Genomic DNA, 22,915 nt, shown 5'->3' with positions numbered 1-22,915 from the left:
AGCACCTTAAAACTGGCAGTTAAACTGTCAGGTAAATTATCTCTTCGTGGATTTGGCGGAACATGGAACTGAAAGCAACGTCGTTAGGCAAACGCCTGGCGCAACACCCTTACGACAGGGTTGTTCTCCTTAATGCCGGGGTGAAAGTCTCCGGGGAACGCCACGAATACCTTATTCCGTTTAACCAGCTTCTGGCTATCCACTGCAAGCGCGGGCTGGTGTGGGGCGAACTGGAGTTCGTTCTGCCTGAGGATAAAGTCGTGCGTCTTCACGGCACCGAGTGGGCGGAAACTCAGCGTTTCCATCATCACCTGAATGCGCTCTGGCAGCAGTGGAGCCAGGATATGAGCGTGATTGCCGCCCAGGTGCTCCAGCAGGTGCTGGACGATATCGCGCAAAGCAACGCGCAGCACACGTGGCTGACCCGTCAGCAGACCGCCGGGCTGCAGCAAAAGATCCGACAGGCACTCTCGGCGCTGCCGCTCTCCGTGACGCGTCTCGACGAGTTTGACAATTGTCGTGACGCCTGGCGCCAGTGTCAGGCCTGGCTGAATGATATGGATAAAAGCCGTCTCGCCCATAATCAGGCCTGGACGGATGCCATGCTCACCCAATACGCCGACTTTTTCAGTACGGTGGAATCTTCACCGCTCAATCCGGCCCAGGCGCGTGCGGTGGTCAACGGCGAGCAGTCGCTGCTGGTGCTGGCGGGGGCCGGTAGCGGTAAAACGTCGGTGCTGGTGGCGCGTGCCGGCTGGCTGCTGACGACCGGGGAAGCGGTAGCCGATCAAATTCTGCTGCTGGCCTTTGGCCGCAAGGCTGCCCAGGAGATGGACGAGCGTATCCAGGAGCGCCTGCACACCCGGGACATCACGGCCAGAACCTTCCATGCCCTTGCGCTGCATATTATTCAGCAGGGCAGTAAAAAAGTGCCTTCCATCAGTAAGCTGGAAAACGACGCGCAGGCGCGTCAGGCGCTGTTCATCAAAACGTGGCGCCAGCAGTGCAGTGAGAAAAAAGCGCAGGCGAAAGGGTGGCGTCAGTGGCTGGAGGAGGAGCTCAACTGGGAGGTGCCAGAGGGCGGCTTCTGGCAAGATGACAAACTGGCGCGTCGGCTGGGTTCGCGCCTTGACCGCTGGGTCAGCCTGATGCGAATGCACGGTGGAACGCAGGCAGAGATGATTGAAAGCGCGCCGGAGGCGATCCGCGATCTGTTTTCGAAGCGGGTCAAGCTGATGGCTCCGCTGCTGAAAGCCTGGAAAACCGCGCTGAAGGAGGAAAATGCCGTCGATTTCTCCGGTTTAATCCATCAGGCCATCATCATTCTTGAAAAGGGACGTTTTGTCAGCCCGTGGAAACATATTCTGGTGGATGAGTTCCAGGATATCTCACCGCAGCGTGCTGCACTGCTCTCGGCGCTGCGGGCGCAAAATAAACATACGTCGCTGTTTGCGGTGGGTGACGACTGGCAGGCCATCTATCGCTTCAGCGGGGCGCAGCTCTCCCTGACGACCGCGTTCCACCACTATTTTGGCGAAGGCGACCGCAGCGATCTGGACACCACCTACCGCTTCAATTCACGCATTGGTGAGATCGCCAACCGCTTTATCCAGCAGAACCCGCATCAGCTGGCAAAGCCGCTCAATAGCCTGCGTCCAGGAGATAAAAAAGCGGTCACCCTGCTGGCGGATGACCAGCTGGAACCGCTGCTGGACAAGCTCAGCGGCTATGCAAAGCCCGATGAACGTATTCTGGTGCTGGCGCGCTATCATCACCTTAAACCTGTGGCGCTGGAAAAAGCCGCCACCCGCTGGCCGAAGCTGCAGCTTGAATTTATGACCATTCACGCCAGCAAAGGGCAGCAGGCCGATTATGTGATTGTGGTGGGGCTGAAAGAGGGCAGTGACGGTTTCCCGGCCCCGGCCCGCGAGTCGGTAATGGAAGAGGCCTTACTGCCGGTGCCGGAAGACTTCCCGGATGCCGAAGAGCGGCGTTTGCTGTATGTGGCCATCACCCGCGCGCGGCATCGCGTGTGGCTGCTGTTCAATAAAGAGGAGCCATCCGTGTTTGTCGATATCCTGAAGAGTATTGATGTGCCGGTGGAGAGAAAGCCGTAGCGGGATTGCCGGGTGGCGGCTTCGCCTGACCCGGCCTACAAAACCGGTAGGCCCGCGCAAGCGCAGCGCCGCCGGGCGTAAAGCTACTTTAGCCTGTCGGAAAGATAACGCTGATAGTCCGGAATAAGGATATCTACCGGTGAGTTAAACTGCGGCGATTCGATGATGAAATCCGCCGTGGAGAGGTTCGTCGCCACCGGAATATTCCACACCGTCGCCAGGCGCAGCAGCGCTTTAACATCCGGATCGTGCGGAACCGCGTTCAGCGGATCCCAGAAGAAAATCAGCACATCAATTTTCCCTTCGGAAATCTGCGCGCCGACCTGCTGATCGCCGCCCATCGGGCCGCTCAGCATGGCATTCACCTGCAGACCCGTTTCGCGCTGGATCAGGTTACCGGTTGTGCCGGTCGCCGACAGGGCGTGCTTCTCCAGCGAAGACTGATGGCGGCGAACCCAGTTAAGCAGCATTTGTTTACAGTGATCGTGCGCCACCAGAGCAATGTGTTTGCGTTCAGGCAGCGTGCGTGTTGTCAGTTCCATAATCATATCCATCAGGTTAACTGACTACACGATGACGGGAACCGCCTGACGCTGCAAGAGAAAGGCGTAAAAAATGTGGCTTATGATGAAGGTTGTTGTTTTGCCCACTGTAAAAACCGGGCCCGCGTGTCGGGATCGGCCTGCTGGAACCAGAATTTAAGGCGCTGTTCCGTCAGGGTCTGGGACTGGGGAGGAATAACGTCCAGTTCAGAGACGCCGGATAGCAGCGTACTGTCGTCCGCCATCATGGTGGCAAACTGCGGAAGCGAGGCGCGTTTACCCGCTTTGTTATAGGTCTGGGTCGCGGCCTCGTAATCCCCTTTCGGTGAGGCCGTCAGCGCCAGAATATCCAGCTTCACCGGAATCGGCATCGCATCTCCATCCAGCAGTTCAATGCGGGGTGAAGCGTCGAAGGCCGCAGATTCCTTCTCCGTTTCAAGGCGGGGTAGGGTGATGTTCACCTGACTGATTTGCCGGGTATTAAAGCTGACGATCAGCGGCGGGGAGATGTACATCCTTTGCTCATGATTAGCCAGACCGATCGATTTTTCTACCCGGAAGACCAGCTGATGCGGTCCGTTATCTAATTCGATGCTGTCTGCACCCCGCAATAACGAGCTGGAGACCTTTTTCCCGTCCAGGACCAGAAGGTCAATGTCGGTAGAGAGCCGAAGCGTGGTAGCAAAAACGCAGACCGGCATCACTAACGCAATCAGGGCAGTGGCAATACCGGTTTTCATAGAAGGCTCCCGTCAGAAATCCTGTCGCCGCATTAATGTATCTAGATTTTTCGAGAATCACGTTTACTAACATATAGACATATTTCGCCGTTTTGCCCTCATGCATCTGTATGGGATGGATGGTTGAGATGTGCGGTTTGGCGTACACTTTTAAAAAAGCCAGGAGAAAAACCATGAAAGAGAACGATATTGCCGAGATTCTGACATCCACGCGTACCATTGCGCTGGTGGGTGCGAGCGATAAACCCGATCGTCCAAGCTATCGGGTGATGAAATACCTTCTCGATCAGGGCTATCACGTCATCCCGGTCTCGCCAAAAGTGGCGGGGAAAACATTGCTGGGCCAGCAGGGCTATGCCACGCTCGCTGACGTGCCGGAAAAAATTGATATGGTCGATGTCTTCCGTAATTCCGAGGCGGCGTGGGAAGTGGCGCAGGACGCTATCGCCGTCGGAGCGAAAACGCTGTGGATGCAGCTGGGCGTGATTAACGAGCAGGCCGCCGTGCTGGCGCGGGATGCGGGGTTGAAGGTCGTCATGGACCGCTGTCCGGCGATCGACATCCCCCGTCTGGGGCTGGCGAAGTAATAAAAAAAAAGCCCGTTCATCGGGCTTTTTTTACACGCTTAGTTCCGCAGGCGCGGAGCCTGTAACTGTTTGCGGATAGTCTGAGCAAGCTCATCCATTGTGGGTTGCTCCGGATGCTCTTCCTGCAGCTCGCTACTCAGCTGCGCTTCGGCCAGATAGGTGTGGACGGGCTGTCCATCATCACCTTCCATCACCACATGGTACCAGGGCGCGGCGCGAAGCTCTGCGTTCACCGCCAGCTCGTCTGCTGACGGTTCATCAAGGGAATACTCCGGGTCGATATCCACGACCACACCCAAATACCCTAGCAAAGTGTGGCGGACCTGCTGGCCGATACCGAATTTGCTGGCAATCATAGTCACCTCCCGGGAAACACTACTTACACGTTATGTGCGGGCAATATTTCTCTTTTCAAGTTACATGACGCGACAGGCAAACCCTTTCAGATACAGTCCTTCCGGGTAGGTAGCAATCACGGGGTGATCGGCTGCCTGACGGAACTGCTCTATAAATTGTACATCACGGCCAGCATCTATAGCGGCGTCGGCGATGATTTTCTGAAATAAATCTGTGGTCATCAGGCCGGAGCAGGAGAAGGTGAGTAGAACCCCGCCCGGGTTCAGCAGCTGGATAGCCAGCATGTTGATATCTTTATACCCACGGCACGCGCCCATCAGCTGGCTTTTGTTTTCCACAAACTTTGGTGGATCCATCACGATGACGTCGAACTTCTCGCCCTGGTCGCGATATTTACGCAGCAGCTTGAAGACGTCATCGCGCACAAACTCCGCTTTGCTCAAATCCAGCTTGTTGAGCTCGACGTTCTGTTTTGCCACGTCCAGCGCTTCCTGCGAGGTGTCCACGCTGACAACCTGGGCACAGCCGCCCATCAGCGCCGAAACGGCAAAACCGCCGGTATAGGAGAAGCAGTTCAGCACGCGTTTGTCGGCAACGTACTGACGCGTAGCCAGACGGCTGTCGCGCTGGTCGAGGTAGTAACCCGTCTTATGCCCGCCCTGAATATCCACCAGCAGCTTCATGCCATGCTCTTCAATCGGCAGCAGGGCCGGTGGCAGTTCGCCCGTGACGGGCCCCTGAGTCAGCTCCATACCTTCTTTTTTGCGCACCGCAACGTCGCTGCGGTCATAAATGGCACACTGCGGGAACACCGTTTGCAGCGCGCTAATCAGCGCGGCACGCTGGTATTCCGCGCCGGCGCTCAGGAGCTGCAGCACCAGGAAATTACCGAAGCGATCGATAGTCACGCCCGGCATACCGTCGGACTCACCGGCAATCAGGCGGTAGCTGTCCAGCCCGTCGCGTTTTGCCAGCCAGTCGCGCCACTGCTGCGCCTGCTGCAGGCGGCGGACGAAGAAGTCGATGTCGATGGTTTCATCTTTATCAAAGGTCCAGACGCGAGCCCGGATCTGGGACGCTGGCGAGTAAGCGCCTCGCGCTAACCATTTCCCCTGATGGTCAACGATATCAATGGTTTCACCGAGGCTGGCTTTGCCTTCCATACGGGCAACCGCGCCGGAAAAGACCCAGGGATGACGGCGCAGTAATGATTTTTCGCGCCCTTTGGCTAACACTAAACGTACACTCATAATTTGCTGTTCTGTCGATTCAAGAAAATGGCCGCCATTTTCCCGAGTTCGCTGGGGAAATGCAACGCGCCAGATGGATAAGGAGAAGGAAGATGTCAAAAGTCTGCACCATTGCCTGGGTTCACGGCGTCGTTCAGGGCGTCGGGTTCCGCTACAGCACCCAGCGCGAAGCGATTGAGCTTGGGCTCACGGGATACGCGCGAAACATGGATGACGGCAGCGTTGAGGTGGTCGCCTGCGGCGAAGCGGAGCAGGTCGACAAGCTGATAGCGTGGCTGAAAGCGGGTGGGCCGCGCAGCGCACGGGTTGATAAGGTCTTAACGGAACCGCATCAACCCGGCCGGGAGTACGTTAACTTCGGTATTCGCTATTAAATACACTTCACCGGCTTCGGCAGGCCAGCAACCTTTGTTGCCTGTTTTGCCGGGCCTTTCGGGAACAGACGATAAAGATAGCGGCTGTTGCCTTTCTCTTCGCCGAACTTATTGGCCATGGCTTTGACCAGCATGCGGATGGCCGGAGAGGTGTTGAATTCAAGATAGAACTCGCGCACAAAACGCACCACTTCCCAGTGTTCGGGAGAGAGGGTAATCCCTTCGTTTTCCGCAATTTTCTCCGCCAGCGGTTCGCTCCAGAGCATGGTATCTTTCAGATAGCCTTCGCTATCGGTCTCAATTTCCTGGCCTGCAAAAATGAACATAATCTTCTGTCGTGTGTGAAAAAATCGGCAACAGTGTAGCAAAAAAGCGGCCTCAGGATAAACCGTGACCTACAGGAGTAGCTGCAGCAGATTGTTGGCGTTAAGCTTTTTCAGCGCGTTGCATTTATGTGTTGAAACCTGTTTTTCCGACATGTGCGTCACGATGGCAATATGGCGAACCGGCAACCCCGTAAGCATCAGATCGAGCACGTTGAATTCAGGAACGGTAAGGCAGCTGTCAAGGCTTCGAACGTGACGGGGTTCTTTGGCCAGCAGATATGCCGCATCCGCCACGGCGATCCTGTCATCAATAATATAAAGGGTTAACGTACTGAAACGCTTGCGTAAATGCGTCGCCAGCGCCCACCCTTTTTCATTGCAGACCAGATAAAGGCTGCCTTTCCAGCGGGCGGCTTCCAGTCTGAGCAAAATGTTTATCAGCGCCTGATGCGTAGCCGCCACGGAAAAACGGCAGCGCACAACAAGCACGCGGCGGGTAAGCAGCGTTGGCTGCCATTGCACGGTGCCGCTTTGGACCTCTAACTGAACGCCCCGACGCAGCAGCGCGTAGCGCAACCCTTCGGCGTAAAATCGATTATTGTCGAGAATGGCGTAACTCACGGTGACCTCGTTATAACGTGCTGGGCGTATAGATAACGCGCAGCGTGCCGGTATAGTCGCCCGCGTTTTTGCTGCTGGCGGCAAACGCGGGGGTTTTCAGGATAATAGGGGCAGGGATGCACAGTACGCTCTCGCGCCCGCCGGGCAGCACGACCTGACGCAGATGCTGCGGATCGTTTGTGCCTTGCCAGACCAGGGTTTTACCGTTCGCGACGGCTTCGGTTGCGCCTGTTATTGGATTGGTGACGGAGACCCGATAATCGAGACGATCCCGCGCATCGGTCTGGCTACCGCCGCGTCGCCTGATAGAAAACGCGCCTTCGGCACGGTCCGCTGACGTCATTCCGTCGTCCTCAAAGCGAAGATAGGCACGGGGGCTGGTACTGTTTTTGCCGTCGTACAGGCACATATCCAGCGTGTTTTCACCCTGGATCTCGCTGCCCACGGGACGTCCCGGGAAGTTGGTCAGGTTGAGGTTAACGATGGGCGTAGAGTGCGGAAACGCCGGCAGATAGATCTGCTGATTACCCGGGTCGACCACCTCAATGCGAATATTTGCCTGCCAGCTGGCGACGGTGAGATAGCCAGGACATCCGACGTTTACGTCATTGAAGTTCCCGCCACAGTCGGCGCTCCCCCACTGACGCAGGTTCTGCTTTAGCGTTGCGGTCCAGATCCCCGGCAGGGCGAGCTTATCCAATTCGCTTTTCACAATATAGAAATCGAAGTAGGGCTCTCTGTTCCATGCGCTGAGATCGCCCGTTCCACCAGTGACAAAACTGGCGAAGGTAAACACTTTATTGTTGATAAACATGTAGTGATCGCCATACACCTTGATATCCACCGTTTTGCTGGTAAGGGCATGTGTGAAACGTACATTGATGGCATAGGGCGGGGCCGGGTTCCCGGAGAACCAGACCGGAGCGGTCATGCAGGCTCCGTACGTGGTGTCGGTCCGGGAAAGACAGGTCAGGGTATTGCGCCCCCATTTTTGCGGGTCGGCGGCATCATAGCCGCTCGGCTCATGAACCCAAATATCAAGGCGCGCAGGTGGGGCTACGCGATCGTAGCTTATACCAACGGTGGTGTTTCGCCCCGCAGGGGCGCCCGCCAGCGTCTGGCCAGCCCACAGGCTTAAGAGCAGTAAAATAAAGAGGTACTTAATCACATCATTTCCCTTTAGTGAGGTTCTCAGCGTTCATGGCAGTCGGGCCCGCAGGCACCGTGCGTCCGGCGAGCATCAGTTGTGCCTGCTGCTGGACGGCAACCGGCAGGGCTGAGAAGGTTAACTCCCGGCAAGGAATGGAACCGACATAACGCACCACGTCGCGCATACTCTTCACGTTCAGCGCGCACTGATAAAACTGCTGCTGACGCACCAGGTAGAGGTTATGCAGCAGGGCGTCGCTTTGGGCGCTAAACCCGCCGTTGCCGAGATCGCTCCAGCCGTTTACGTTCAACGGCACGCCGCCGATAAACGGCGAATGACGCTCGTCGGTTAGCTGGCCGAGCCAGGTGTAGCTGGTGGTGGTTTGTACGTCCCGACGCAGCAGTTTGCCCGGCACCATAAACAGCGTTCTGCTGCCTGATCCCTGCGTAATCTCGCTGCTGGCCCCCCGTGAGACATCCAGCGATTCGTTAATCGTCAACGTTGTCTGCTGGTAGCCCGGCACGGCGAAAAGCGCGCGGCTATTGCCCGGAATGTTTGCGCTGCCGCCGTTATCCAGCGATACGGCGACGCTCGGATCCTGGGTATCTTCCGGTGTGGCAACGTTAACCGCGACGGCTGAAGCAGGACGTCCGTCGCTCCAGCGCCCCAGCCACAGGCCAGAACGCGACAGCGCAAGGGTCGAGCTGTAGTTGCCGCTGCTGCTTAGCGTATGACGGCTGTCCTGACGATCCCAGGCGTCGCTGACGGTCAGACTCCCGTTGCCGTATCGCCCGCCCTGGCGCATATAGGCTGAGGTATTCAGCGAATCGCTGTTAATGCCCGACGCGCTCAGACCGTACTCATTTTCACCGCGTGCATCGGCGTACCAGTTATGCGCGACGTTGTAGCTCAGCTGATTTTTTTCACGCAGCTGGTGCTGCCACGTTGCGCCCAGAGAGGTGTAGCTTGACGCATCACCCTGACGGTTATGCGCCATGGAAAGGCTCACGCTCAGGTAGCCGCCTTTGTCTCTGCCTTCGCGGGAGTCATCGTTACGCATAAACAGGTTAATGCTGCTGTTAATGTTCAGGCCTCGGGTGCTGAAGGCGTTGCTCAGACCCCCCTGCCAGGCCCGCGTGCGCGAGCGGGTCATATAGACCGATTCCCACGGCAAACCCGCATCGTGGCGATCGTCGCTGTCCGGGAGCTCCCGGCGTGAAACGTACCGTCCTTCATTGCGGTTATCCGAATACCCCAGACTCGCATACCAGGTGCCGACAGGGACGGAAAACATCACCGAGAGGGTTCGATAACAGCCGTTCACGGCGTCAAACCCCGCGCTTCGGGTGTTGCAGTTTTCCGCTGATAGCGCGTTGCGATAGAGGCTCAGTGAAAAACCGTCGTTGTAGCTGATTTGCTGAATATTGCCGCGCTGGCCTTCGCTGCCGTAAAGGTAGCTAAACCGGGTGCTCAGCACGCCGTCGATCGGGCCCGCGTTGAAGCCCCGGCTCCAGTCGAGTGCATTTTCCAGGAAGCGCTGGTTTTTCTTTATCGTTGCACCGCTGGTCAGCGCCAGCGTCGGGGTGACGGGCAGGCGGACGCCCGCCTGCGCAACCGCGCTACGTTCTTCGTTCCGATCGCTATTGTCGGTTTCGCCCGCCTGCAGGAACCACTCGACGCGGTCGAATGGCGTAATGCCGGTTCGGGTAAACGGCACCTGCTCGGTGCGCGTCAGCCGGTTATTTTCATAGACGGACAGCGTTACGGTATAGCTCCCGTCCGGGAACGACCGCGTGTCCAGGGTTTGCGCCCCGGCATTCAGGTAAAAACTGGCCAGCAGCTGATTGCCGCGGCGGGCGTCGATACGCGCGTCATGGGAAAGCAGCACGGTGATGGGGGTGCCCTTCGACTGCTGAACCGGATTCATCCACGCCCTTGTTGAACCGGTGCGCAGACCGCGAATTTTGCCCAGCGGCAGCTGGCTGAGGTTGATATTCCCGCCGGCATTGCTGAACAGATCGCGGGTATCCATCTCGCCTAGCTGGACATAGTATTGACGCAAGATATCCTGGCGGAACCAGGCGTTGTTGACGGTTATCTCCTGTTGCTGCTGGTGGCGTGAACGCTGTCCCAGCCAGGTCCAGTCGAGATTAACATAGCCGTCCTGCGTGAGCGCCAGCGCGCCATTGCCCTGCACGGTGGCTGACTGATAATCCCTGTCGGCAACAAAATTAATATTCTGTTGATGGATCAGCGCATTTTCGGTGTCCTGCGTGGGCTGATACCACTGATTTTCCGCGGTGGCTTTAGGCAGAAATTTCTTGTCCAAAAACAGGCTAATGCGGGCGTTATTCTCGTCATAGATAATGGCCGCGCGGTCGGTATCAATGTAATCGCAGCCCGCCGCGGAGCCGTTGCTGCTGCAGGCCAGGTTACCGTTACGGGCAAGCGGAACGGCCAGCGCGGCAGACACGGTGGCAACGAGGGCAGGGGCGTCATTAAACCGTCGTTTGATGGCCGCAACCACGGTTTCAGGTGCGACGAAACTGACCGTTTCAAGCGTGATATCCGTTTCAAAAAGGCCAAGCGATTCGCCGTAGAGGTTCACCTCTGTCCACAGGCGCTGCGTTTTTGCCAGATCTTCAAAACCTGCCGGGACGGCCATCCCGGCGCAGGCGAGTTGGATGGATGCGGGTAACAAAGCAACAAAGAGGAGAGTATTTCTGTGAAACGCCATGAACGAGCCTCGACATCATCCTGACGTCAGAGGGTGGGCACCCTCTGACGTTATTCCTTAGGTGCTGTGGTGTTACGCACCGCCTTCCGTGGTAGTTGCCTGCGTCAGCATCAGGCTGACAACGCCGCTGTACTGACCGGTTTTCAGAATGCCTTTGGTGGTCTGAGAAATGGTCAGCGGCAGAACCGCTGAACCGTTTTCAATGCTCCCCGGGAACAGTTCGGTACCGGTATATTCCACATCGGCGGTAGAGAGGGTTTTATCGCCCAGCATCACCGTCATTGGGATGGTCTCTGCACCGTCGGCATTTGCCAGCTTCGCGGCGCTAACCAGACGAACTTTCACGTTGCTGGTGGCGGAGTTAGACCATACCTTGGTATTCAGGCGGTAGCTTTCCAGGCCACGGCCAGGCAGGTACTGCATATCGATGCTTGCCGGCAGCGGCGTGTTATCGGCCTGGGTCATATCCAGCTGTGAATCAACGCTGGCGTTGACGGTAATATCTTTTTGAATCGCCAGCGCGCTAACGGACGTGGTCATCGCGGCAACAATCATCAGAGGTTTAAAATACTTACGCATTGATATCTCCATATTTACAAATGAGCACCCTGGCTCTTTAAACAACCCACATGGGTTTTTACAGTGACGTCGTGTTAATACACGACGGGTAAGTCAGCTTCTTCAGCGGTTTTATTCACCCAGTTGAAGTAGCGGAATTTATATTTCTGGCCTTGCGTCTTTGTGAGCGCTTTTAATTTCCGTTCGGTATCCGGATAAATCGTCGCGTCTTCTTTAACCCATTTACACGACGAATCTGCGTCACAAATACCGATCTCTCTCAGCGGCACGCGCAGCGTGCCGTTGTTTTTTAACGTACCCTTGAGAGGGTTTAGCGAGAGTGAAACCACGTTTTTTTCCGGGGCGAGGTGGATCAGGGCACCCCAGATTACATTGACGCCCAATGTTGCCGTCGCGGCAGGGGTTTCTGCCTTGCCTGGAATAATGCTGTCAGGTTGTTTTACCCCTTCAAAATAGACGCGCCAGGTGGTCTCTTTTTCTGGTGGCGTAAGCGATACCAGGCGAACCACGCGCATTGCACCTGCCGCAAGCGCAAATTTTTCAGGCGTGACAACAACGCCACCTTCTTTCCACGAGGCCACGTCAATCTCTTTTTCCTGGGCCGTGCCGGGATTAAGAATTTTCTTTTGCCTCACCCGAATGAACTGAATATCATCGGTTTTCGAAGCCACCTTAATTTGCGCCGCACCGGACCTGTCCACATTCAGCTCCATGGGGTACACGCTCATATTGGCCATTGTCATTTCTGAGAAAAATGGCAATGACAGCGCGGCGACATAAAAGGCTGTTTTCATGCTCACTCTATTTTTCTGTTTCACATCCAGTCTGCCTGCTCTGAGTTCATCGGCGGCGCGTTAACACCAGGACACCGTCTGCTTTCGTATCGCTTCAGGGCAGGGAAACTTTAACCAGAACAGCGGTTTGTGAAAATTTGTATTAATTAACTCGTTAAATACAGTTTTTTATCCTGATTTTCTGGCTTTAAGGTTGTATAGTTAAGCGAAAATACCGCGACCAGGGATGGGAAGAAAATTCCTTCTGATGAAAAAATAAGCAGATCAGGAGGCGGTTTTCATGTCGATGTACCAGGGATAAAAAAGCATGCGGTAACTGCCGAGAATAAAAGATGTTTTTTATATGCAATAATTCGTTGTTATTCGATCCTGAAGCACATGCAATAAGTCTTGTTGGACAACCAGAATCTGTATTAACGCTTTCGGCGCCGGCCGTTCGGCTTTTGCAGGAATTTATAAAACACAGAGGACGCGACCTGAGCCGGGAGGAATTGATTGCTCGCGTGTGGGAAGAATTTGGCTTTACGCCATCGGGAAATAACCTCAATAAAGCGGTTAGCGAATTACGTAAAAGCTTCCAGTCTCTGGGAGAGGGGTACGAATTTATCGTGACGGTGCCCCGTTACGGGTTTCGTTTTGATGCTGATGTTGTTTTTCAGCCCGGAGAGAATATTCCATCCGCCGATCCGCAACCCTCTTCCGCACCGCAAGAGGTAAAGCCTCAACGCGCATCCATGAAAAAATGGGCAATTGTGGCCGTATCGATCGTCGCTGCGCTCGGGGCGAGCCTCTACTTTAGCCGACAGCAGGGGATCATCGTTCCGGCGAAGCTCAAGCCGGTTAAGGAAAAAATCGCGCGTTGCAGCATCTGGATTATCAACGATCACGGAAGACCGCTGGTGTTATCAAAATTAGCGGAGCGGCTGGAGGCTAATAACGTGGCGTGCGGACGAGAGGCGTACGACATTTATTATTTCAGCGCCCGTTTTTCTATTTCCGATGCAGATGAGGTGTTCATTGGCGCCTGTCCGGCTAGCAAAACCAGCCTGTGCAAAACCATACGTTATAAAAGCGGGGCGCAAAAATGAAAATAAAACTTCTTTTTGGGCTGGGCGGTGCGCTGGTCGGTGGTGCCCTGGCGCTGTTTTACTATTCCGGCTGTGTGGGTAAAAAGGATGTGCTGGCCTGCAGCACGGAATTTAACTTTACGCGCAATGAGGGAAAAGCCAGTGAGGTGAAGGTCAATGCCGTTGCCCAGTTCTATTTTCATCGGGACGGTACCGGGTTGACCACCTATAAAGGTGCGGCAAGGGCTGGCGGGCAAAGTTTAATCGTTGACAGGGATGTGGACTTTACCTGGGAGCAGCGGGACGATGATAACGTCATTGTATTGAGTTACACCAAAACCTGGCGTCGGCACAATGACAATACGCCGGATGCCCAATGGGGTAGCTTCGCTAATCCGACCGCACGCTATTACCTTACGATCTCTGAACTCTCGCCTTCCGTGTGGCTGATTCAGGACCGGCGTTATCCCACCTATATTTGCCGGGGTGAGTAGGGCATAAAAAAAGGAGAATGCCGGTGGCATTCTCCTTTTTGTTTCAGCAGGTCTGCTTAATCGCGGCTGGCGAAGCCCAGGATGCTCAGCAGGCTGACGAAGATGTTGTACAGCGACACGTACAGGCTCACGGTGGCGCGGATATAGTTCGTCTCACCGCCGCGAATGATGTTGCTGGTTTCAAACAGGATCGCGCCTGAAGAAATCAGAATAAACACGGCGCTGATCGCCAGATGCAGGGCAGGCAGCTGCAGGAAGATGTTTGCCACCATACCCACCAGCACCACTACAACGCCCGCCATCAGCATACCGCCGAGGAAGGACATGTCCTTACGGGTGGTCAGCACGTAGGCCGAGCAGCAGAAGAACACCAGCGCGGTACCGCCCAGCGCCATGCCGATAAGATCGCCCATTCCGGCAGACAGATACGCATTCAGCATCGGCCCCAGGATGTAGCCCAGGAAGCCGGTGAAGGCAAACGCGGAAAGAATACCGACCGGTTTGTCAGCGGTTTTGTAGGTCAGGAACATCAGACCATACATACCCACCAGCGTCAGGATCAGCCCCGGAGACGGCAGCATCAGCACGGTGCTGGCGGTGGCGGTGATCGCTGAGAACGCCAGCGTCAGGCTGAGCATGAAATAGGTATTGCGCAGCACCTTGTGGGTACTGAGTAGCGATGTGCGATCGCGTGAAGAAGTAATTATACGATCCATGAGTCACTCTCTTATGACAGATGTAATTAGCGGAAAGAATAGGAAACGGCACGCCAGTCTCAAAGTGGTTTTACCCATCTTTACTCAGCACGTTAGCGCTGGAGGTGGTTATTTCTTCTGCAGAAGCGCGTTTCACCAGTATGAACAGCGGTTTGCGACAATTTACCAGATCAAGCTCTTATAGGTTACTGAAAAATATTGCGTTATTACCATTCGAGCGCTAAGAGTTATTTCCGGATCGTCATAAAACAGACAATAAGGCGAAGGAAATGAAACCACAAACACGCACGAACTTTACGCTCTCTTTGTTAACCGCAGGGATCCTGTGCGCCAGCACGGCAGCCTGGGCGGCTAACGTGCCGGCAGGAACCGCGCTGGCCGATAAGCAGGAACTGGTCAGGAATAATGGCAGTGAACCGGCTTCGCTCGACCCGCATAAAGTCGAAAGCGACGTCGAATTCAATATTATCAGTGATTTATTCGAAGGGCTGGTCAGCGTCTCTCCGACAGGAGAAGTCCAGCCCCGCCTGGCGGAAAAATGGGAGAACAAGGATAACACCGTCTGGACGTTCCATTTGCGTCCGGGCATCACCTGGAGCGACGGCACGGCGATTACCGCAGAGGATGTGGTCTGGAGCTGGCAGCGCCTGATCGACCCGAAAACGGCTTCGCCTTATGCGAGCTATCCGGGCAACATGCATATCGCCAACGCGGCCGATATCGCCCAGGGGAAAAAAGCGCCCGATACGCTGGGCGTCAAAGCAATTAACGACACCACGCTGGAAGTGACGCTCACGCAGCCAAACGCGGCCTTCCTCGCGATGCTGGCGCACCCGTCGCTGGTGCCGGTGGATAAAGTGCTGATTGGCCGTTTCGGCGAAAAGTGGACCAAGCCGGAGCATTTCGTCAGCAGCGGGGCGTACAAGCTGTCGCAGTGGGTGGTCAACGAACGCATCGTGGCGGAGCGTAACCCGCGCTACTGGGATAACGCGCACACCGTGATTAACAAGGTCACCTACCTGCCCATCACGTCCGAGGCCTCGGATGTGAACCGCTATAAAGCGGGCGAAATTGATATTGTGTACACGGTGCCGATTAACCAGTTTGCCCAGCTCAAGAAAACCCTGGGCAGCCAGCTGGACGTTTCACCTCAGCTTGCGACCTATTACTACGAGTTCAATACCACCCGGCCGCCGTTCAACGACGCGCGCGTGCGTAAGGCGCTCAACATGGCGCTGGATAAAGACATCATTGCCGGAAAAGTATTAGGGCAGGGGCAGCGCCCGGCGTGGCTCATCAGCCAGCCGGATATCGGCGGCGTTAAGCTACAGAACCCGGATTACGCCAGCTGGCCGCTGGACAAGCGCATCGCTGAGGCGAAAAAGCTGCTGAACGAGGCCGGGTATAACGCCAGCCATCCTCTGAGCTTCAACCTGCTCTATAACACCTCTGAATCGCACCAGCGCATCGCGATTGCGGCCAGCTCCATGTGGAAGAAAAACCTTGGCGTGGAGGCAAAGCTGCAAAACCAGGAGTGGAAAACCATGCTGGATACTATGCACACCCACAACTTTGACGCGGTGCGCTACGCGTGGATTGCCGATTACGACGATGCGGCGACCTTCCTGAACAACTTCCGCACGGGCGACAGCGAAAACACCAGCCAGTACAGCAATCCGGACTACGATGGCGCGCTGGTGAATGCCGCAAAAGCCAAAACAGCCGAGGAGCGGGGTAAGTACTACCAGCAGGCGGAAGATCTGCTGGGTCGTGATGTGCCGGCCATTCCGGTTTATCACTACGTCCGCACGCACCTGGTGAAACCGTGGGTGGGTGGATTTACGCCGGATAAGCTGGGGTACTATTTCACGAAAGACATGTACATCAAAAAGCACTAAGCCTGTGCTGATAAAATCGTCGATGTGTCGTCAGTTCAACCGATTAAACACGTTTTGACTATTTTTACAGCGAACGAGTGCAGCCACTCTTTACAGCACGCGGTGAGGTGTTTATAGTTCGCCTCACTTAGGAAGCGTGGCCGAGCGGTTGAAGGCACCGGTCTTGAAAACCGGCGACCCGAAAGGGTTCTAGAGTTCGAATCTCTACGCTTCCGCCAAACATAAACCCCAGGTTACTCGTTAACCTGGGGTTTTTCTTTTGGAATGACCGATCCGCCTCACACTTTTAACCTCCCGCTATTCCCCTGTAAAAACCAGGCGTTATCATTCACCCCGTAAATATCTTTTCATCTCTTACCGAGGCTTTGATGCTGGAGAATGTTTTCATCAGATAATCAGTTTCCCGCCCTTTTCAGGACGGACTGGTTATCGCTGCGCTTAAACCTTACGCACGCACCTGCGGGTGTGGGCTCGTTTTTACGCATGATGATTACACAGGTTTTCCAGTATGAATTTATCCCGTCAGGAACAACGTACCTTACACGTTCTCGCCAAAGGTGGACGAATTGTGCACGTCCGCGACAGTTCTGGCCGCGTCACGTCCGTTGAGTGCTACACCCGTGAAGGGCTGCTGCTGAGCGACTGCACGCTTAACGTCTTTAAAAAACTCCGTACTAAAAAGCTGATCCGATCCGTGAACGGGCAGGCTTACCGCATCAACACCACCGGGCTGAACAACGTTCGCGCCCAGCTGGATAATCGCTAAGGAGCAGTGATGAATACACCTTACACAGATAGCTATGACCGCGCTTTTTTGCTCGACACCATGATGGGCCCAAACGCCATGCGGCTTACCGAGGAGCTGGTTGCTCAACTGCAGATTGATCCCGGAATGCGCATACTCGATCTCGGCTGCGGGAAAGGGATCTCTTCTATCCTGCTCGCCGAAAAATATGACGCCACGGTTTTTGCCGCCGATCTGTGGATTACGCCGAGCGAAAACGCAGCGCGTTTCAGCGAACGGGGTCTGGACGGAAAAATCTTTCCGCTGCGGGTTGATGCCACGAAAGCGATCCCGTTCGCGCATGATTACTTCGACCTGATCGTGAGCGTGGATGCGTATCAATACTTTGGCAACAATGACGCCATGCTGGGCACGCTGCTACCTTTCCTGAAACCCGGAGGACATATTGCGGTTGCCGTTCCCGGGTTTATCGGGGAGTACAGCGAAACGCATCTTCCGGAGGTGGTTAAGCCTTTCTGGACCCCAGAGTGGTATTTCTATCCGCTCTCCTGGTGGAAAGCGCTGTGGGAAAAAGAGCCCGGTGCGGCGCTGACCACCGTGCGGGAGATGGACACCTGCCAGCAGGCGTGGGATGAGTTTATGCAATGCGAGATCGCCCAGGAGATGATGGTGCCCATTATGGATGCGGGCGCCGGGGCATATTTCAACATGATCCAACTGGTTGCGCAGAAGCGCTAAGGGCAATAAACAACGCCACCCTCGGGTGGCGTTCATGCATTGAATTGTGCAAATGTAGGCCGGGTAAGCGCAGCGCCACCCGGCAAGAAACGCGGCGTTATGAGCGGATAAAGGCCAGAATGTCCGCGTTGATGGTGTCCGCATGGGTGGTGTGCATCCCGTGCGGGAAGCCCGGATAAATTTTCAGTACGCTGTTCGCCAGCAGCTTGTCCTGCAGCAGGGCCGCATTCTTATACGGCACAACCTGATCGTCATCACCCTGCAACACCAGAACGGGAACCGTGATGGTTTTCAAATCTTCCGTCTGGTCGGTCTCTGAAAACGCCTTAATCCCCTCATAGTGGGCCTTAGCGCTCCCGATCATCCCCTGACGCCACCAGTTCTCGATCGTACCCTGAGAAACCTCTGCGCCATCGCGATTAAAACCGTAGAACGGGCCGCTGGCGACGTCGAGGTAAAACTGGGCGCGGTTAGCCGCCAGCGCTTTGCGGAAGCCGTCGAAAACCTCGATGGGCGTACCGCCAGGGTTAGCGTCCGTTTTGACCATCAGCGGCGGCACGGCGCTGACGAGCACCGCTTTGGCGACGCGACCCTGTGGTTGTCCATACCGGGCAACATAGCGGGCGACCTGACCGCCGCCGGTGGAGTGACCGACGTGCACGGCATTGCGCAGATCCAGGCTTTCAACCACGGCCGACGCGTCGGACGCATAATGATCCATGTCGTGGCCTTCGCTCACCTGGTCTGAACGCCCATGACCACGACGATCGATAGCGATAACGCGATAGCCTTCCGCGAGGAAGAAGAGCATCTGGTTATCCCAGTCATCGGCACTCAAAGGCCAGCCGTGGTGGAAGACAATGGGCTGAGCCTCTTTTGGGCCCCAGTCTTTGTAGTAAATATTGACGCCGTCTTTCGTTATTACGAATGCCATACCGCAGACTCCTCTGTTAAAGGCAAAACGATCGCAGGCTGAGCGCACAGCGAATCAGTAATACCTTAATTAAGTTGGCTTTTTTCTGTTTCCCGTACCGACAGTACTCCTAAAGTGTAGGAGAAATAGTAAAAGCGGTTGGTTTCATTGCTGTTAAAGGTATTCACAGCGCCAACCCGATCATCGTTCTCCCGGCGTTACCCGCTTGCGGGTATACATCGCCTTGTCTGCGCTATTAAGCAACGTATCGGCATCACCCGCGTCATGAGGAAAGCGGGCAATGCCAATACTGCCGGAGATGGTAATCACCTGCTCGTTAATCAAAAAAGACTGTGCCAGCGCGGCGCTGACCTTTTCCGCCGTTTGTGGGGGTAAGGGATCGTCGGTCGTTAAATGGGGGAGCAGGGCGACAAACTCATCGCCGCCGAGGCGGGCCACGGTGTCACCTTCGCGCAGTACGCTTTGCAGACGGAATGCCACCAGCCGCAGCAGCTCGTCGCCGACGGCATGACCATGGAGATCGTTCACCGGTTTAAACCGGTCGAGGTCGATAAACAGCAGCGCCACTTCCTTATCGTGGGCGATCGCCAGCTCCAGACGGTTAACCAATAATCTCCGGTTCGGTAACCCCGTCAGGGCATCAAAGTTAGCGTGCAGCCAGGCGATATGTTCACGCTGTTTGCGGTCGGTAATATCGCGAATAAATGCCGAAAATATTTGCTTACCCGCTTGCTGATGCGGCCATATCGAGAGCTCAATAGGGAACTCGCCTTTGGTGCGATGCAGCGCAGCGATCTCGATAGTGCGGTTGAGAATATTCGACGGTTGCCCGGCCTTAAAGCGCATCAGGCCGCGCGCGTGCTGCTCGCGAAACGCTTCCGGTACGATCATCTTGCCAAGGCTGTTGCCTATCGCTTCTTCCGCTGACCAGCCGAACATTCGCTCTGCCGCCTGGTTCCAGTTCACAACGTTACCGGCATGATCGATGGTAATCACCGCATCCTGCGCTGGTTTCAACCAGCTGACGATGGTACTCTTCACTCTCTTCAAGCGCCTGCTTCATCGACTCTATCTGGCTGATGCTCTCCTGCAGCTCGTTGTGCATTTCCGCCAGCGAAAGGGAGAAGAAGCGGATCCGCTCTTCAACGGACATATTTTTCATTTCTGAATAGAGATCGCTGGCGGTACGTGGCGGCATACTGAATTCCTGACAAAAGGGTTAAGTACGTATCAATTATGGCGCTTTAGATCGCTTTTTGTATCGGGAGTGTGGCTGGACAGCGGTAGGGGGCTTGCAGGTAATTTGGACAGCAGCAATAAAACAGGCTCTGGAGCATGCCTCCAGAGCCTTCCGGGTTAGCGGTTTTCTTCAATATATTGGGCCAGGTCAGCCGGGGTTTTCAGCACCGTCGCCACGTCAGTTGGCGGGATCATACAGCCGTAAACGTCCTGCACTTCCAGCACCATATCGACGGCCAGGATGGAGTCGAGAATGTCGGATTCAATCAGCTCATCGTGAAAGCCCACCTTACGGGATAACACTTTTTCGAACAGGGCGAGAATTTCTTGTTCCATAATTTTTCCTGGAGTCATTAATTGGTGCGGGCGTAAGCGTCCAGCAGCTTGCGGTCAATTTTGCCGTTAGGATTCAGCGGCAAAGCGTCTTTTACGATAATTTGTGAAGGCACCATGTAGTGCGGAACCACCTTCGACAGCGACGTTTTGATGGTATCCGGCGCCAACTCCGTCACGCAGAACGCGGCAATGCGCAGCACGCTGCCGCAGGATTTCATCAGCGGCAGAACCACCGCTTCGTTGATGCCGGACATGGCCAGCAGGCGGTTTTCAATCTCATTGATTTCAATACGATAGCCATTCAGTTTGACCTGGCTATCGTTGCGGCCCTGGCAATAGATAAGCCCCGCTTTATAGCCCAGATCGCCGGTCCGGTAGCCGCGAAACGCTTCATTTTCCCGGCGGAGTAATTTTTCCGCGTTCTCCTGCGGCAGGCCGAGGTAGCCGCGCATGACGTTTTTACCCCAGATAATCAGCTCGCCGTCGGCAGAAATTTCCATTTTGCTCTCAGGCATCATGACCCCCACCGGCAGCACGGCGCTGTCGCTGTTCAGGATCTCATCCGTAATTTCAACCACGGTCGTCGCGATGGTCGCTTCCGTTGGCCCATAGGAGTTGATGATTTTGGCCTGCGGGAAACGGCGGCGGAGCTGTTTAACCAGCGCCTTATTTAACACTTCACCAATGAAGATAAAGACGCTCAGCGCAGGCAAATACTCGCTGTTGAACTGCGGGGAAAGCAGCTGCTGGTAGGCAAAAGAGGGGGTGGAAACCCAGGCGGAGACCGCGTTGTTTTTCAGTCGCTCCAGCCAGTTCTCTTTCTGAATATCCTCTTTGGCGTTCAGCACGATATGTCCGCCCATCGCCAGATTCGCCAGCAAAGGGATCAGGGAGAGGTCAAAACTGAACACCGCATGGTTCATCAGGACCGGTTTTTCCGGCAGTGAAAACTCCTGGCTGACCCATTTCATGAAGTGCCATACGCTTTCGCGCCCAATCTGCACGCCTTTAGGTTTACCGGTGCTGCCCGAGGTAAACATGATGTAGGCCAGATCCTGCTCCTCCAGCACCTTGCCCGGTTCACCGGTGGCGATAAACTGCCGGGTCGCGACGTCGTAATAGTAAGGGGCATTGGCCAGATGGCAGATCTCCCGCAGGCGCTCCTGCGGGTAGATGCAGTCCACCGGGATGTAGGGAATGTTGTGCAGCAGACAGCTATAAATCGCCACGGCGAACTCGGCCTGCTGGTGTCCGTACAGTACGACCGGCGTACCGGCAACAGGCTGGCAACGCTGATAGCGCTGTGCCCAGTCCGTCACGGCAGCAGAAAGCTGTAGCCAGCTTAAGGCTTCGTCGCTGCCGCTGATGGCCAGCTGCTGCGGAGAGGCGGGATCGCACAATGCCGCACGCAAGAAATCCTGCAGTTCCTGAAGATCGGAGTGATTTTTCATAGAGGTGACATTCCACTAAAGATGTAAAGGGATCCCGCGGCGCTTCCCAGCGTCAGAATTCGCCCTAAAAACGCAACGGCCGGATACTGCAAGCCGCGGTGCAATGCCGGGCTGCGTTTGGCTGACCACAGCAGCATGTTATGCGTGACGGAAATCGCGCCAAACAGCGCGCCGCTGATGACGTAATGGCGCTCCAGGCCATTCCATGCCCCCATGCAGAACAGGGTGCAAAAAATACCGATATTTTGCGCCAGCGTTTTGTTCTGACGGAAAAAGTTGAACTTCATCAGGTTCATGTAAACGGGCATAAAGACCACATCGCGCAGCCATTCAGACAGGCTGATGTGGAAGCGGCGCCAGAAATCCTGCGGGTTCTTTGCCAGAAGCGGCATATTGAAGTTTGCCGGAATGTTGAGCCCAAACAGGCGGCCTGCGCCGATGGCCATATTGCTGTAACCCGCAAAATCAAAGTACAGGTAGGCGCTATAGGCAATCGACATCACCACGCCGACGGTCAGCGTAAACGGCTTATGGCTCCACGGCTGCACAACGAACGTATCGACAAGCATGGCAAACAGGAACTTCTGGATAATACCGGTAACGATCTGCTCTAACGCCACTAAAAACTGCTCGCGGTTAAGGGCAAATACTGGCTTGCTGACGTCGCTCATCCATGTCCGCCAGCGGTACATGGGGCCGGCCAGGATAATAAAGGGCATAAACAGATAGCAGAAATAGTGCAGGAAATTCTGACCTTCTTTTTTGCTGCGATAGAGCAATACGTCCACCGCGCGGAACGTCATGAAAGAGAGGCCGATCATCCCCCAGTGGTTATTTAAGTGCAATTTCACCAGCAACAACGGCAATAATGTCAGAATGACCGCCTGCCACGTTTTTAACCATCCCTTCGCTTTTAACGTGGCGAAAACATAAAAACTGAAAAAAACGGCGGCGGGGACAAAATAATCCCCCTGAAATATATATCCCCAGCCCAGTGCCGTCAGTACCGACAGCGCGGATAACCCGGTCAGGCGATGGCGTAATACGCGATTGACCAGCGCAAACGCCAGGGCGGAGGAAAACAAATAAACAAAAAACATTCCTGAGCTGTACATCATTCGGC

Annotated in this window: 25 protein-coding genes and 1 tRNA gene; 9 read left to right on the top strand and 17 right to left on the bottom strand. The window is 55.3% G+C overall.

Annotated elements, in window-relative coordinates:
- Positions 1 to 62 precede the first annotated feature (62 nt).
- Complete coding sequence (gene helD, locus V4835_RS15645) at positions 63 to 2,117, top strand: DNA helicase IV (protein WP_331412748.1); 2,055 nt, start codon at positions 63 to 65, stop codon at positions 2,115 to 2,117.
- 83 nt (positions 2,118 to 2,200) lie between these two features.
- Here the strand turns inward: helD and mgsA are convergent, their stop codons facing one another.
- Together mgsA and csgI are read right to left on the bottom strand one after the other, a co-directional pair.
- Positions 2,201 to 2,659: a methylglyoxal synthase gene (mgsA, locus tag V4835_RS15640; protein WP_023311034.1), complete on the bottom strand. Its 459-nt coding sequence runs from the start codon at positions 2,657 to 2,659 to the stop codon at positions 2,201 to 2,203.
- 80 nt (positions 2,660 to 2,739) lie between these two features.
- The gene (gene csgI, locus V4835_RS15635; RefSeq protein WP_063143978.1) at positions 2,740 to 3,399 is read right to left on the bottom strand and encodes a curli synthesis inhibitor; all 660 of its coding nucleotides are present in this window, start codon (positions 3,397 to 3,399) and stop codon (positions 2,740 to 2,742) included.
- Between the two features lie 173 nt (positions 3,400 to 3,572).
- On the opposite strand from csgI, the gene V4835_RS15630 reads away from it, so the two are divergent.
- Positions 3,573 to 3,986 (top strand): CoA-binding protein, encoded by a 414-nt coding sequence (locus tag V4835_RS15630; RefSeq protein ID WP_028012609.1) that lies wholly within the window; start codon positions 3,573 to 3,575, stop codon positions 3,984 to 3,986.
- Between the two features lie 38 nt (positions 3,987 to 4,024).
- Here the strand turns inward: V4835_RS15630 and hspQ are convergent, their stop codons facing one another.
- The gene (gene hspQ, locus V4835_RS15625) at positions 4,025 to 4,342 is read right to left on the bottom strand and encodes a heat shock protein HspQ (protein ID WP_008499919.1); all 318 of its coding nucleotides are present in this window, start codon (positions 4,340 to 4,342) and stop codon (positions 4,025 to 4,027) included.
- Between the two features lie 60 nt (positions 4,343 to 4,402).
- Positions 4,403 to 5,593 carry a 23S rRNA (cytosine(1962)-C(5))-methyltransferase RlmI gene (gene rlmI, locus V4835_RS15620; RefSeq protein WP_331412747.1) on the bottom strand — a complete coding sequence of 397 codons (1,191 nt, stop codon included), beginning with the start codon at positions 5,591 to 5,593 and terminating at the stop codon, positions 4,403 to 4,405.
- A gap of 92 nt (positions 5,594 to 5,685) precedes the next feature.
- On the opposite strand from rlmI, the gene yccX reads away from it, so the two are divergent.
- Positions 5,686 to 5,967, top strand: coding sequence for an acylphosphatase (yccX, locus tag V4835_RS15615; RefSeq protein WP_331412745.1), 282 nt, complete (start codon positions 5,686 to 5,688; stop codon positions 5,965 to 5,967).
- Here yccX and tusE read toward each other — a convergent pair.
- The 6 genes from tusE to V4835_RS15585 all read right to left on the bottom strand — a co-directional run bounded on the left by tusE (position 5,964) and on the right by V4835_RS15585 (position 12,198).
- Positions 5,964 to 6,293 carry a sulfurtransferase TusE gene (tusE, locus tag V4835_RS15610; protein WP_331412743.1) on the bottom strand — a complete coding sequence of 110 codons (330 nt, stop codon included), beginning with the start codon at positions 6,291 to 6,293 and terminating at the stop codon, positions 5,964 to 5,966. The two genes, yccX and tusE, sit on opposite strands and share 4 nt — an antisense overlap.
- A gap of 69 nt (positions 6,294 to 6,362) precedes the next feature.
- Positions 6,363 to 6,914, bottom strand: coding sequence for a LuxR C-terminal-related transcriptional regulator (locus tag V4835_RS15605; RefSeq protein ID WP_331412742.1), 552 nt, complete (start codon positions 6,912 to 6,914; stop codon positions 6,363 to 6,365).
- 10 nt (positions 6,915 to 6,924) lie between these two features.
- Entirely contained in the window at positions 6,925 to 8,082 is a 1,158-nt protein-coding gene (locus tag V4835_RS15600; protein ID WP_331412740.1) for a CfaE/CblD family pilus tip adhesin, read from the bottom strand.
- 1 nt (position 8,083) lies between these two features.
- Positions 8,084 to 10,801, bottom strand: coding sequence for a TcfC E-set like domain-containing protein (locus V4835_RS15595; RefSeq protein WP_331412739.1), 2,718 nt, complete (start codon positions 10,799 to 10,801; stop codon positions 8,084 to 8,086).
- Between the two features lie 72 nt (positions 10,802 to 10,873).
- A complete protein-coding gene (locus V4835_RS15590; protein ID WP_047648150.1) occupies positions 10,874 to 11,380 on the bottom strand; it encodes a CS1 type fimbrial major subunit in 507 nt (168 codons plus the stop codon).
- A gap of 74 nt (positions 11,381 to 11,454) precedes the next feature.
- Complete coding sequence (locus V4835_RS15585) at positions 11,455 to 12,198, bottom strand: fimbrial protein (protein WP_331412738.1); 744 nt, start codon at positions 12,196 to 12,198, stop codon at positions 11,455 to 11,457.
- A gap of 308 nt (positions 12,199 to 12,506) precedes the next feature.
- Between V4835_RS15585 and V4835_RS15580 the strand changes: the two genes are divergently transcribed.
- Positions 12,507 to 13,262 carry a winged helix-turn-helix domain-containing protein gene (locus V4835_RS15580; protein WP_063143969.1) on the top strand — a complete coding sequence of 252 codons (756 nt, stop codon included), beginning with the start codon at positions 12,507 to 12,509 and terminating at the stop codon, positions 13,260 to 13,262.
- The gene (locus tag V4835_RS15575; protein WP_063143968.1) at positions 13,259 to 13,735 is read left to right on the top strand and encodes a hypothetical protein; all 477 of its coding nucleotides are present in this window, start codon (positions 13,259 to 13,261) and stop codon (positions 13,733 to 13,735) included. Before V4835_RS15580 ends, V4835_RS15575 begins: the two co-directional genes overlap by 4 nt.
- A gap of 56 nt (positions 13,736 to 13,791) precedes the next feature.
- Here V4835_RS15575 and yccA read toward each other — a convergent pair whose 3' ends face one another.
- Positions 13,792 to 14,451 carry an FtsH protease modulator YccA gene (gene yccA / locus V4835_RS15570; protein WP_023335168.1) on the bottom strand — a complete coding sequence of 220 codons (660 nt, stop codon included), beginning with the start codon at positions 14,449 to 14,451 and terminating at the stop codon, positions 13,792 to 13,794.
- Positions 14,452 to 14,720: 269 nt separating this feature from the next.
- Between yccA and V4835_RS15565 the strand changes: the two genes are divergently transcribed.
- The 4 genes from V4835_RS15565 to V4835_RS15550 all read left to right on the top strand — a co-directional run bounded on the left by V4835_RS15565 (position 14,721) and on the right by V4835_RS15550 (position 17,832).
- Positions 14,721 to 16,349: an ABC transporter substrate-binding protein gene (locus V4835_RS15565; RefSeq protein ID WP_331412737.1), complete on the top strand. Its 1,629-nt coding sequence runs from the start codon at positions 14,721 to 14,723 to the stop codon at positions 16,347 to 16,349.
- A 130-nt stretch (positions 16,350 to 16,479) separates the two neighbouring features.
- A tRNA-Ser gene (locus tag V4835_RS15560) sits at positions 16,480 to 16,567 on the top strand.
- Between the two features lie 290 nt (positions 16,568 to 16,857).
- On the top strand, positions 16,858 to 17,115 hold the full coding sequence (locus V4835_RS15555; protein ID WP_063143966.1) for a YjhX family toxin: 258 nt from the start codon (positions 16,858 to 16,860) through the stop codon (positions 17,113 to 17,115).
- A 9-nt stretch (positions 17,116 to 17,124) separates the two neighbouring features.
- Positions 17,125 to 17,832: an SAM-dependent methyltransferase gene (locus V4835_RS15550; protein ID WP_063143965.1), complete on the top strand. Its 708-nt coding sequence runs from the start codon at positions 17,125 to 17,127 to the stop codon at positions 17,830 to 17,832.
- Positions 17,833 to 17,929: 97 nt separating this feature from the next.
- On the opposite strand, the gene V4835_RS15545 is transcribed toward V4835_RS15550, so the two are convergent.
- The 6 genes from V4835_RS15545 to V4835_RS15520 all read right to left on the bottom strand — a co-directional run bounded on the left by V4835_RS15545 (position 17,930) and on the right by V4835_RS15520 (position 22,907).
- Entirely contained in the window at positions 17,930 to 18,766 is an 837-nt protein-coding gene (locus V4835_RS15545; RefSeq protein ID WP_331412736.1) for an alpha/beta fold hydrolase, read from the bottom strand.
- A gap of 180 nt (positions 18,767 to 18,946) precedes the next feature.
- Positions 18,947 to 19,762, bottom strand: a complete 816-nt coding sequence (locus tag V4835_RS15540; protein ID WP_331412734.1) for a sensor domain-containing diguanylate cyclase — start codon at positions 19,760 to 19,762, stop codon at positions 18,947 to 18,949.
- Positions 19,737 to 19,964 carry a hypothetical protein gene (locus V4835_RS15535; protein WP_331412732.1) on the bottom strand — a complete coding sequence of 76 codons (228 nt, stop codon included), beginning with the start codon at positions 19,962 to 19,964 and terminating at the stop codon, positions 19,737 to 19,739. Before V4835_RS15535 ends, V4835_RS15540 begins: the two co-directional genes overlap by 26 nt.
- A gap of 158 nt (positions 19,965 to 20,122) precedes the next feature.
- Entirely contained in the window at positions 20,123 to 20,341 is a 219-nt protein-coding gene (locus V4835_RS15530) for an acyl carrier protein (RefSeq protein ID WP_331412730.1), read from the bottom strand.
- 17 nt (positions 20,342 to 20,358) lie between these two features.
- Positions 20,359 to 21,792 carry an AMP-binding protein gene (locus V4835_RS15525; RefSeq protein ID WP_331412728.1) on the bottom strand — a complete coding sequence of 478 codons (1,434 nt, stop codon included), beginning with the start codon at positions 21,790 to 21,792 and terminating at the stop codon, positions 20,359 to 20,361.
- Positions 21,789 to 22,907: an MBOAT family O-acyltransferase gene (locus V4835_RS15520; protein WP_063143961.1), complete on the bottom strand. Its 1,119-nt coding sequence runs from the start codon at positions 22,905 to 22,907 to the stop codon at positions 21,789 to 21,791. Before V4835_RS15520 ends, V4835_RS15525 begins: the two co-directional genes overlap by 4 nt.
- Between the last annotated feature and the right edge of the window lie 8 nt (positions 22,908 to 22,915).

This window comes from Enterobacter cloacae complex sp. CARB60 (genome assembly GCF_036487345.1).
Lineage (GTDB): Bacteria > Pseudomonadota > Gammaproteobacteria > Enterobacterales > Enterobacteriaceae > Enterobacter > Enterobacter asburiae_D.
The sequence above is the reverse complement of the archived record's forward strand: the minus strand, read 5'-3'. Positions and strand labels throughout refer to the sequence as shown.